The sequence below is a fragment of the Streptomyces sp. NPDC034670 genome, from assembly GCF_055574875.1.
Window position 1 is genome coordinate 15,275 of sequence record NZ_JBVITR010000072.1, and the last position, 10,498, is coordinate 25,772.

General features: G+C 74.2%; 9 protein-coding genes. 3 read left to right on the forward strand and 6 right to left on the reverse strand.

Annotated elements, in window-relative coordinates; all coding sequences use genetic code 11:
- Window positions 1-108: 108 nt before the first annotated feature.
- The 3 genes from ACZ56B_RS30295 to deoC are packed head-to-tail and all read right to left on the reverse strand — an operon-like array spanning window position 109 to window position 3,471.
- Window positions 109-1,077: an aldehyde dehydrogenase family protein gene (locus ACZ56B_RS30295; protein ID WP_468797426.1), complete on the reverse strand. Its 969-nt coding sequence runs from the start codon at window positions 1,075-1,077 to the stop codon at window positions 109-111.
- Window positions 1,070-2,506, reverse strand: coding sequence for an aldehyde dehydrogenase family protein (locus ACZ56B_RS30300; protein WP_468797428.1), 1,437 nt, complete (start codon window positions 2,504-2,506; stop codon window positions 1,070-1,072). The genes ACZ56B_RS30295 and ACZ56B_RS30300 overlap by 8 nt, the downstream gene beginning before the upstream one ends.
- Window positions 2,507-2,511: 5 nt before the next feature.
- Entirely contained in the window at window positions 2,512-3,471 is a 960-nt protein-coding gene (gene deoC / locus ACZ56B_RS30305; protein WP_468797442.1) for a deoxyribose-phosphate aldolase, read from the reverse strand.
- A 115-nt stretch (window positions 3,472-3,586) separates the two neighbouring features.
- Between deoC and ACZ56B_RS30310 the strand changes: the two genes are divergently transcribed.
- The gene (locus ACZ56B_RS30310; RefSeq protein WP_468797430.1) at window positions 3,587-4,306 is read left to right on the forward strand and encodes a PH domain-containing protein; all 720 of its coding nucleotides are present in this window, start codon (window positions 3,587-3,589) and stop codon (window positions 4,304-4,306) included.
- 77 nt (window positions 4,307-4,383) lie between these two features.
- On the opposite strand, the gene ACZ56B_RS30315 is transcribed toward ACZ56B_RS30310, so the two are convergent.
- The 3 genes from ACZ56B_RS30315 to ACZ56B_RS30325 form a co-directional block, all read right to left on the reverse strand.
- Window positions 4,384-6,015, reverse strand: a complete 1,632-nt coding sequence (locus ACZ56B_RS30315) for a phospho-sugar mutase (RefSeq protein ID WP_468797432.1) — start codon at window positions 6,013-6,015, stop codon at window positions 4,384-4,386.
- Window positions 6,016-6,264: 249 nt separating this feature from the next.
- Window positions 6,265-7,089, reverse strand: a complete 825-nt coding sequence (locus ACZ56B_RS30320; protein WP_468797434.1) for a purine-nucleoside phosphorylase — start codon at window positions 7,087-7,089, stop codon at window positions 6,265-6,267.
- A 101-nt stretch (window positions 7,090-7,190) separates the two neighbouring features.
- A complete protein-coding gene (locus ACZ56B_RS30325; protein ID WP_468797436.1) occupies window positions 7,191-7,622 on the reverse strand; it encodes a gamma-glutamylcyclotransferase family protein in 432 nt (143 codons plus the stop codon).
- 97 nt (window positions 7,623-7,719) lie between these two features.
- Between ACZ56B_RS30325 and ACZ56B_RS30330 the strand changes: the two genes are divergently transcribed.
- Both ACZ56B_RS30330 and ACZ56B_RS30335 read left to right on the forward strand, forming a co-directional pair.
- The gene (locus ACZ56B_RS30330) at window positions 7,720-9,168 is read left to right on the forward strand and encodes an NAD(P)H-quinone dehydrogenase (RefSeq protein ID WP_468797438.1); all 1,449 of its coding nucleotides are present in this window, start codon (window positions 7,720-7,722) and stop codon (window positions 9,166-9,168) included.
- Between the two features lie 162 nt (window positions 9,169-9,330).
- Complete coding sequence (locus tag ACZ56B_RS30335; RefSeq protein ID WP_468797440.1) at window positions 9,331-10,287, forward strand: DeoR/GlpR family DNA-binding transcription regulator; 957 nt, start codon at window positions 9,331-9,333, stop codon at window positions 10,285-10,287.
- The last annotated feature ends 211 nt before the right edge of the window (window positions 10,288-10,498 follow it).

Below are 10,498 nucleotides of genomic sequence, written 5' to 3' on the forward strand. Positions count from 1 at the left end.
CGCCTACGGTCCCTCCCCCCCTCCTTCCCCCCCCCCCCCCCCCCCCCCCCCCCCCCCCCCCCCCCCCCCCCCCCCCCCCCCCCCCCCCCGCGGCCGTACGGGGGCGGGTCAGTAGGCGGATCCCGAGGCGCCCAGGGAACCCGTCGGGTGCCAGACCGTCTTGGTCTCCAGGAACGCCGTCATGCGGCCCGTGCCCGGAGTGGCCGACCAGTCGTCCACAGGCTGGGGACGCAGCACCCGCTTGAGGTTGTCGGCCGCGGCGATCTCCAGCTCCTCGGCCAGGGCCTCGTCGGCGCCCGCGAGGTCGATCGCGTTGACGTCCTGGTGCGCGGCGAGCGGGGCGGCGATCTCCGCCGTGCGGCCCGACAGGATGTTGACGACGCCGCCGGGCAGGTCGGAGGTGGCCAGGGCCTCGCCGAGCGAGAGCGCGGGCAGCGGCGCCCGCTGCGAGGCCACGACGACCGCCGTGTTGCCGGTGGCGATCACCGGGGCGACCACCGAGACCAGGCCCAGGAGCGACGACTCCTGGGGGGCGAGGACCGCGACCACGCCGGTCGGCTCGGGGGAGGAGAGGTTGAAGTACGGCCCGGCGACCGGGTTCCCGCCGCCGACCACCTGGGCGATCTTGTCGGTCCAGCCCGCGTACCAGACCCAGCGGTCGATCGCCGCGTCCACCTGCGCGCCGGCCTCGGACTCCGACAGGCCCTCGGCGTCGGCGACCTCGCGGACGTACTGGTCGCGGCGCCCCTCCAGCATCTCCGCGACGCGGTAGAGGATCTGGCCGCGGTTGTACGCCGTCGCCCCGGACCAGGCGCCGAACGCCTTGCGGGCGGCGACCACCGCGTCGCGGGCGTCCTTGCGGGAGGCGAGGGGCGCGTTGGCCAGCCAGTCGTCCTGTGGGTCGGTCACCTCGTACACCCGGCCGCTCTCGGAACGCGGGAACTTCCCGCCGACGTACAGCTTGTAGGTCTTGAAGACGGAGAGCCGCCCGAACCCCTCGGGCCTCTCCGCCCTTTCGGCCTTCCCGGCCTTCCCGATCTTCTCGGCCTTCTCGATCTTCTCGGACTTGTCAGACATCGAGGTACGCCTCCAGGCCGTGACGGCCGCCCTCGCGGCCGAAGCCCGACTCCTTGTAGCCGCCGAACGGCGAGGTCGGGTCGAACTTGTTGAACGTGTTGGACCAGACGACACCCGCACGGAGCCTGTTCGCCACGGCGAGGATCCGCGAGCCCTTCTCCGTCCACACGCCCGCCGACAGGCCGTACGGCGTGTTGTTGGCCTTGGCCACGGCCTCGTCCGGGGTGCGGAAGGTGAGCACGGACAGCACCGGGCCGAAGATCTCGTCGCGGGCGACGGTGTGCGCCTGGGTGACGCCCGTGAACAGGGTCGGGGCGAACCAGTAGCCGCTCTCCGGGAGTTCGCAGGCCGGGGACCAGCGCTCGGCGCCCTCCGCCTCGCCCTGCTCGACGAGCGAGGTGATGCGGGAGAGCTGCTCCGCGGAGTTGATCGCGCCGATGTCGGTGTTCTTGTCGAGCGGGTCACCCAGGCGCAGGGTGGCGAGCCGGCGCTTGAGGGAGTCCAGCAGCTCGTCGTGGATCGACTCCTGGACCAGGAGGCGGGAGCCCGCGCAGCAGACCTGGCCCTGGTTGAAGAAGACGCCGTTCACGATGCCCTCGACGGCCTGGTCGATCGGCGCGTCGTCGAAGACGATGTTGGCGCCCTTGCCGCCCAGTTCGAGCGTGAGCTTCTTGCGGGTGCCGGCGACCGTGCGGGCGATCTCCTTGCCGACGGCCGTGGAGCCGGTGAAGGCGACCTTGGCCACGTCCGGGTGCGCCACCAGCGCGGCGCCGGCGTCGCCGTAGCCGGGAAGGATGTTGACGACGCCCTTGGGGAGACCGGCCTGGCGGCAGACGTCCGCGAAGAAGAGCGCGGAGAGCGGGGTCGTCTCGGCGGGCTTGAGCACCACCGTGTTGCCCGTCGCGAGCGCCGGGGCGATCTTCCAGGCGAGCATCAGCAGCGGGAAGTTCCAGGGGATGACCTGGCCCGCGACGCCGAGCGGCCGGGGGTCGGCGCCGAAGCCGGCGTGCTCCAGCTTGTCGGCCCAGCCCGCGTGGTAGAAGAAGTGCGCGGCGACCAGCGGGAGGTCCGCGTCACGCGTCTCCCGGATCGGCTTGCCGTTGTCCAGCGTCTCCAGGACGGCCAGCTCGCGGCTGCGCTCCTGGATGATCCGGGCAATGCGGAACAGGTACTTGGCGCGCTCGGAGCCGGGCAGCGCGGACCACTTCCCGAACGCCTTGCGGGCGGCCCGTACCGCGCGGTCCACGTCCGCCTCGCCGGCCCGGGCGACCTCGGAGAGGACCTCCTCGGTGGCGGGGCTGACGGTCTTGAAGACCCTGCCGTCGGCCGCCTCGGTGAACTCGCCGTCCACGAACAGGCCGTAGGACGGCGCGATGTCGACGACCGAGCGGGACTCGGGCGCCGGGGCGTACTCGAATGCGGATGCCATGGTGATCAGTCCACCGTCACGTAGTCGGGGCCGGAGTAGCGGCCGGTGGCCAGCTTCTGACGCTGCATCAGCAGGTCGTTCAGCAGCGAGGAGGCGCCGAAGCGGAACCAGTGGTTGTCCAGCCAGTCCGCGCCCGCGGTCTCGTTGACCAGCACGAGGAACTTGATCGCGTCCTTGCTGGTGCGGATGCCGCCGGCCGGCTTCACGCCGACCTGGACGCCGGTCTGCGCGCGGAAGTCGCGGACCGCCTCCAGCATCAGGAGCGTGTTCGCGGGCGTGGCGTTCACCGCCACCTTGCCGGTCGAGGTCTTGATGAAGTCCGCGCCCGCCAGCATGCCGAGCCAGCTCGCCCGGCGGATGTTGTCGTACGTCGACAGCTCGCCCGTCTCGAAGATGACCTTCAGCCGCGCGTCCGTGCCGCAGGCCTCCTTCACGGCGACGATCTCGTCGTACACCTTCAGGTAGTTCCCGGCGAGGAACGCGCCGCGGTCGATGACCATGTCGATCTCGTCCGCGCCGGCGGCGACGGCCTCGCGGACGTCCGCCAGCTTGACGGCGATCGGGGCGCGGCCGGCCGGGAAGGCGGTGGCGACGGAGGCGACCTTGACGCCGGAGCCGGCGACCGCCTCCCTGGCCGTGGCCACCATGTCGGGGTAGACGCAGACCGCGGCCGTGGCGGGGGTCGTGCGGTCGGTCGGGTCGGGGCGGACCGCCTTCGCGCCGAGCGCCCGGACCTTGCCCGGGGTGTCCGCGCCTTCCAGCGTCGTCAGGTCGACCATCGAGATGGCGAGGTCGATGGCGTACGCCTTCGCGGTCGTCTTGATCGAGCGGGTGCCGAGGGAGGCGGCACGCGCCTCCAGGCCGACCGCGTCGACGCCGGGCAGCCCGTGGAGGAAGCGGCGCAGCGTGCTGTCGGACGCGGTGACGTCGTTCAGGGCGTGTGCGGGGGGTGCAGTGGTGGGCATGGTCACCAGCCGAGCATATCTACGCGCGTAGCGGCTGTACAGCCCCGGTCCGCCCCTCCCCCGCGGCACGGACCGCGTGGAAAAGCCGCCCGCGCCGTCGTGCAGAATCGCAGGTATGACCACCCCTGAGCCTCAGTCGCCCGCTCCGGAGCCCGCGCGGTCCTCGGGGCCCTCCGAGCCCGAGGGCGGGAGCCGGGTGCACCGGTCGGCCCCGGGCATCGTCGGCGGCGTGCTGCTGCTCGTCGTCGCCGGATGGCTCGGCGGCGACGCGCTGGTCGCCGGGGAGGGCCGCACCCCGTGGCTGGCGCTGGCCGTGCTGCTCCTCGTCGTGCCCCTGGTCGTCGCCTTCACCCTGCGCCCCGCCGTGCGGACCGACGCCGACCGGCTGCACGTGCGCAACCCCTTCCGCGTGATCGTGCTGCCCTGGGGGCGGGTCGCCGCGCTGCGCTCCGGCTACTCCCACGAGGTCCTCACCGACACCGGCGCGAAGTACCAGCTGTGGGCCCTGCCCGTGTCGCTGCGGGAACGCAAGCGGGCGGCCCGGCAGGAGGCGCGGGCGATGGGGGAGCGGGCGCAGGGCATCGGCACCCCCGCCGCGGGCCGGAGGACGGGCGGGGGCGGCGCGTCCCGGCCGGGAGGGTCCTCGTCCGCCGCGCCGGGGAAGCCGGTGCGGGCGCGGACCGACCGCATCATGGACGAACTGCGGGAACTGCGCGAGGACCGGCAGGGAGCGAAGAGCGCCCAGGGCCCGGTGAGCGTGCGGTGGGCGTACGAGATCCTGGCGCCGGCGGCGGCGGGGGCCGTGCTGCTGGTGGTCCTGCTGGCGACGGGATGACGGCCGGCCGCGGGACGCGGAACGCCGGGTCCGCGCCCGCGGGGCGCCCCGCGGGTGGGGCGCCCCGCGGGCGTGCGTCAGATGCCCGCTGCCCGTGACAGGTCCCGCTTGAGCGCCGCCAGCAGCTCACCGGCCTTCGCCCGGGCCGCGGGGAGGCCGGCCCGTCCGGCGACCGGGACCACCACCTCCAGGTAGCACTTCAGCTTCGGCTCCGTGCCGCTGGGGCGGACGATCACCCGGGCGCCGTCCAGGGTGTAGCGCAGGCCGTCCGTGGGCGGGAGCCGGTCCGTGCCCCGGGCCAGGTCCTCGGCGCCGGTGACCCGCAGGCCCGCCAGCTCGGCCGGGGGCCGCTCGCGCAGGCGGCGCATCGCGGCCGCGATGAGGGAGAGGTCCTGGACGCGGACCGAGAGCTGGTCGGTGGCGTGCAGGCCGTGCTCCACGGCGAGGTCGTCGAGGAGGTCCGGGAGGGTGCGGCCCTCGGCCTTCAGGACGGAGGCCAGCTCCGTGAGGAGCAGCGCCGCCGTGATGCCGTCCTTGTCGCGCACGCCCTCCGGGTCGACGCAGTAGCCGAGCGCCTCCTCGTAGCCGTAGCGCAGGCCCTCGACCCGGGCGATCCACTTGAAGCCGGTCAGGGTCTCCTCGTGGGGGAGGCCGGCCTTCTCGGCGATGCGGCCGAGGAGCGAGGACGACACGATCGACTCGGCGAACGTGCCGGTCGCGCCGCGGCGGACCAGGTGGGCGGCGAGCAGGGCGCCGACCTCGTCGCCGCGCAGCATGCGCCAGTCGTCCCCGTCCCGGACGGCCGCGGCGCAGCGGTCGGCGTCCGGGTCGTTGGCGATGACCAGGTCGGGCCCGGTCTCGCGGGCCTTCGCGAAGGCGAGGTCCATCGCGCCGGGCTCCTCCGGGTTGGGGAACGCGACGGTCGGGAAGTCCGGGTCGGGGTCGGCCTGCTCGGCGACGAGCTCGGGGGCGGGGAAGCCGGCGCGGGCGAAGGCGGCGAGCAGGACGTCCCTGCCGACGCCGTGCATCGCGGTGTAGACCGTGCGGGCGGTGCGGGGGGAGCCCTCGGCCAGGACGGCATCCGTGCGGGCGAGGTAGGCGTCCAGGACGCCGTCGTCGAGGATCTCCCAGCCCTCCGCGGGGCGGGGGACCGCGGCGAGGGAGGTGACGGCGGCGATCTCCGCGGCGATCTCCGCGTCGGCCGGGGGGACGATCTGGGAGCCGTCGCCCAGGTACACCTTGTAGCCGTTGTCGCGGGGCGGGTTGTGGCTGGCGGTGACCTCCACGCCGGCGACCGCGCCGAGGTGCCCGATGGCGAAGGCGAGGACGGGGGTGGGCAGGGGGCGGGGCAGGACGGCCGCCCGGAGACCGGCGCCGGTCATGACGGCGGCGGTGTCGCGGGCGAAGTCGGCCGACTTGTGGCGGGCGTCGTAACCGATGACGACGAGGCCGTCGGCGTGTCCCCGCTTCTTCAGGTACGCGGCGAGGCCGGCGGCGGCGCGGATGACGACGGAGCGGTTCATGCGCATCGGGCCGGCGCCGAGCTCGCCGCGCAGACCGGCGGTGCCGAACTGGAGGGTGCCGCCGAAGCGCGCGGCGAGCTCGGCGTGGTCCTCGGCGGCGATGAGGCGGGCGAGTTCCTCGCGGGTGTCCGCGTCGGGGTCCTCGGCCAGCCACGCCTCGGCGCGTGCGATGAGGTCGTCTTGCACGTTCGGTCAGCCTCTCGTTGCGGGGGTGGGTTCGGGTACGGGTGTCTGCGGTGCGGCTGCGGCTGCGGCGGGGCGCGGAGCGCCCGCGACCGGGGGTGTCCGTCCCCGGCCCGGTGCGGAACCGGTCGCCCGCCGGGGCGCTCGCGCCGACGCGCCGGCCGCCCCGCCCCGCCCGCCGCGGGCGGGTGCGGAAGCCCGCCGCCGTCCCGGGCACCCGTCCGTGCGCCGCCGCCCCGCCCGCCGGGTGCCCTACAGGCGGCCCAGCACCTGGGCCAGCAGGGAGCCCATGCGGGTGGCGGAGTCGCGGCCCGCCTGGAGGACCTCCTCGTGGTTGAGGGGTTCGCCCGTCATGCCGGCGGCCAGGTTGGTGACCAGGGAGATGCCCAGGACCTCGGCGCCCGCCTCACGGGCGGCGATGGCCTCCAGGACCGTGGACATGCCGACCAGGTCCGCGCCGATCACCCGGGCCATGCGGATCTCGGCCGGCGTCTCGTAGTGCGGGCCGGGGAACTGGGCGTAGACGCCCTCCTCCAGGGTGGGGTCGACCTCCTTGCAGAGGGCGCGCAGCCGGGGGGAGTAGAGGTCCGTCAGGTCGACGAAGTGGGCGCCGACGATGGGGGAGGTGGCCGTGAGGTTGATGTGGTCGCTGATCAGGACCGGCTGACCGGGGCGCATGCCCGCGCGCAGACCGCCGCAGCCGTTGGTGAGGACGACGGTCTTGGCGCCGGCGGCCACGGCCGTGCGGACGCCGTGGGCGACGGCGGCGACGCCGCGTCCCTCGTAGTAGTGGGTGCGGCCCAGGAAGACCAGGGCGCGCTTGGCTCCGATGCGGTACGAGCGGATCTTGCCTCCGTGGCCCTCGACCGCCGGCGGCGGGAAGCCGGGCAGCTCGGTGACCTGGAACTCGGCCTCGGGGGTGCCGAGGGCGTCCACGGCCGGCGCCCAGCCGGAGCCCATCACGAGGGCGACGTCGTGGGTCTCGGCGCCGGTGAGTTCGCGCAGGCGCGAGGCGGCGGCGTCGGCTGCGGCGTGGGGGTCGCCCTGGAGGTCGTCCGGAAGAAGAGAAGCGTTCACGTCGATGAGGGTAGCCGGTCTTCGCCTACGCGCGTAGATGCCGGGGTGCACCGGAAGACGATCGTTGCCGTGTCGTTTCCGGCGGGGAACCGCCGGCGCGCTCAGCAGGGGCGCTTGCGCAGCTCCATGACGTAGTCGTGCGGCGCGCCCGCGGACTCCGCCGCGTCGGCGATCTCGCCCAGGTAGCGGGCCGAGGGGAGACCGCCCTCGTAGGCGTTGAGGACGTAGGTCCAGGCCGGCTCCTCGCCGTCCAGGGTGTGGGCGCGGACCCGGACGCGGCGGTAGATGTCCAGGCCGGCGCCCTCCCAGCGGTCCAGGGACTCCTCGTCCATGGGAGCGATGTCGTACAGCGCGACGAAGACCTGGGCCAGCGGGTCCTCGACGAGGGTCGCCAGCGCGCCCTCCCAGCCCTCGCCCCCGAACGTCAGCCGCCACCCGTTCAGCCAGCCGGTGGCACGCAGCGGCGAGTGCGGGGCACGGCGGGACATCAGCCGCGCGTCGAGGTTGCCGGCGTACGCGGCGTAGAGCGACATGGGGGAAGGGTACGGCAGCGGGGGCGGGGGGCACGCCGGTGACGACGGGGCCGCGGGCGGGCCCCCCGGGCGGTCGCACGGTGAAGTGTGCGGGACAATGGAGTACGTGACTCGGATCGTGATCATCGGTGGCGGACCCGGCGGATACGAAGCGGCGCTGGTCGCCGCGCAGCTCGGCGCGGAGGTGACCGTCGTCGACCGCGACGGTCTGGGCGGGGCGTCGGTGCTGACCGACTGCGTGCCGTCGAAGACCCTGATCGCCACGGCCGAGGTGATGACCACCTTCGACTCCTCGTACGAGGAGCTGGGCATCATCGTCGCCGACGACACCCCGCACATCGAGCAGGCCGCCCGGGTGGTGGGCGTGGACCTGGGCAAGGTCAACCGGCGGGTGAAGCGGCTCGCCCTGGCCCAGTCGCACGACATCACCGCGTCCGTGACCCGGGCGGGCGCGCGCGTGCTGCGCGGGCGCGGGCGCCTGGAGGGCATGCAGTCCCTCGACGGGTCGCGCAAGGTCGTGGTGCGCGCCGCCGACGGGACCGAGGAGACGCTGGTCGCCGACGCGGTGCTGATCGCCACCGGCGGACACCCGCGCGAGCTGCCCGACGCCCGGCCCGACGGCGAGCGGATCCTGAACTGGACCCAGGTGTACGACCTGGACGAGCTCCCCGAGGAGCTCATCGTGGTCGGCTCCGGCGTCACGGGCGCCGAGTTCGCCGGCGCCTACCAGGCGCTCGGCTCCCGGGTGACGCTCGTGTCGTCGCGCGACCGGGTGCTGCCGGGCGAGGACCCGGACGCCGCCGCGGTGCTGGAGGACGTCTTCCGCCGGCGCGGCATGAACGTCATGGCGCGCTCGCGGGCGCAGTCCGCGAAGCGGGTCGGGGACCGGGTGGAGGTGACCCTCGCCGACGGGCGGGTGATCACCGGCTCGCACTGCCTGATGGCCGTCGGCGCCATCCCCAACACCGAGGGCATGGGCCTGGAGGAGGCCGGGGTCCGGCTGCGGGACTCCGGACACATCTGGACCGACAAGGTCTCCCGGACCACGGCCCCGGGCGTGTACGCCGCCGGCGACGTGACCGGTGTGTTCGCCCTGGCCTCGGTGGCCGCCATGCAGGGGCGCATCGCCATGTACCACTTCCTCGGCGACGCGGTCGCCCCGCTGAACCTGAAGACCGTCTCGTCGAACGTCTTCACCGACCCCGAGATCGCCACCGTCGGGTACACCCAGGCCGACGTGGACTCCGGCAGGATCGACGCCCGGACCGTGAAGCTGCCGCTGCTGCGCAACCCCCGCGCGAAGATGCAGGGCATCCGCGACGGCTTCGTCAAGATCTTCTGCCGGCCGGGCACCGGCATCGTGGTGGGCGGCGTCGTCGTCGCGCCGCGCGCCTCGGAACTCATCCACCCCATCTCGATCGCGGTCGACAACAACCTGACGGTGGAACAGATCGCGAACGCCTTCACGGTCTACCCGTCGCTGTCGGGTTCGATCGCCGAGGTGGCACGTCAGCTGCACACCCGGAAGGCGGGCGGCGAGGCCTGACGGCCGGACACGGCCCCCGCCGGCCGCGCGGTGACGGCCGCGCGGCCGGCACGGGCGACGGGACCGGGCCCTATACCACTCGGCACGGTTCGCTGCGAACAACTTCTGCTATTCAGCGCAAACTGCTGAAAGCAGACGGTCGTCGGCGTTACTGTCAGTTTCGTGTTCGCTGCAGAACGTCGCCAATTGATCCTCGAAATGGTGCGGGCGAACGGGGCCGTGTCGCTCCGTGAACTCGCCCGCGTCGTCCAGACCTCCGAAGTGACCGTACGGCGGGACGTGCGCGCGCTGGAGGCAGAAGGACTCCTCGACCGCCGGCACGGCGGTGCGGTACTGCCGGGCGGGTTCACGCGGGAGTCCGGCTTTCCGCAGAAGTCACACCTCGCGACCGCCGAGAAGACCGCCATCGCCGACCTCGCCGCGAACCTCGTGGAGGAGGGCGAGGCCATCGTGGTCGGCGCGGGCACCACCACGCAGGAGCTGGCGCGCCGGCTGGCCCGGGTGCCCGGGCTGACCGTCGTCACCAACTCCCTGCTGGTCGCCCAGGCCCTGGCCCACGCCAACCGGGTGGAGGTCGTGATGACCGGCGGTACGCTCCGCGGCTCGAACTACGCCCTCGTCGGCAGCGGTGCCGAGCAGTCCCTGCAGGGGCTGCGGGTGTCCCGGGCGTTCCTGTCCGGGAGCGGTCTGACCGCCGAGCGGGGGCTCTCCACGTCCAACATGCTGTCGGCCTCGGTCGACCGGGCGCTGGTGCAGGCGGCGGCGGAGGTGGTGGTCCTCGCCGACCACACCAAGCTGGGTACGGACACCATGTTCCAGACCGTGCCCACGGACCTCATCACCCGCCTCGTGACGGACGAGCCGCCCACCCACGACGACCGCGCCGCCACCGAGCTCCAGGCGCTCGCCGACCAGGGCGTGCAGATCGCCGTCGCCGGGGCGCCGGGGGGGCCGGCGGGCTCGGGGGGCGACGGACCTCCGGCGGGCCGGAAGCGCCGTGACGTGCCCCTCCCCGGGCCGCGCCGCCAGGGCCCCGGGCTCCGTCCGGCCGTGGGCCTGGGAGCCGAACAGCCGACGGGTGCCGAACGGGCCCGGGTGGCGGACCTGCGCAGGAGGTGAGGGCGCGGCGTCGTCCTGTCGCCGCCCACCACCGGATCGCACGGACGTCCGGCGGGCCCGTGGACGAAAGGCGCCCGGCGGACCCTCGACCGGTCCGCCGGGCGCCCTGTCACGCCGTCCGGGTCAGTCCTTGATCTCGCAGAGGACGGCGCCGGCGGTGACGGAGGCGCCGATCTCGGCGGTCAGGCCCTTGACGGTGCCCGCCCGGTGG

Coding starts and splice junctions, on each gene's coding strand:
- deoC (WP_468797442.1), bottom strand. CDS start 3,471: ATGCCCACCACTGCACCCCCCGCACACGCCCTGAACGACGTCACCGCG.
- ACZ56B_RS30300 (WP_468797428.1), bottom strand. CDS start 2,506: ATGGCATCCGCATTCGAGTACGCCCCGGCGCCCGAGTCCCGCTCGGTC.
- ACZ56B_RS30330 (WP_468797438.1), top strand. CDS start 7,720: ATGGAGTACGTGACTCGGATCGTGATCATCGGTGGCGGACCCGGCGGA.
- ACZ56B_RS30295 (WP_468797426.1), bottom strand. CDS start 1,077: ATGTCTGACAAGTCCGAGAAGATCGAGAAGGCCGAGAAGATCGGGAAG.
- ACZ56B_RS30325 (WP_468797436.1), bottom strand. CDS start 7,622: ATGTCGCTCTACGCCGCGTACGCCGGCAACCTCGACGCGCGGCTGATG.
- ACZ56B_RS30310 (WP_468797430.1), top strand. CDS start 3,587: ATGACCACCCCTGAGCCTCAGTCGCCCGCTCCGGAGCCCGCGCGGTCC.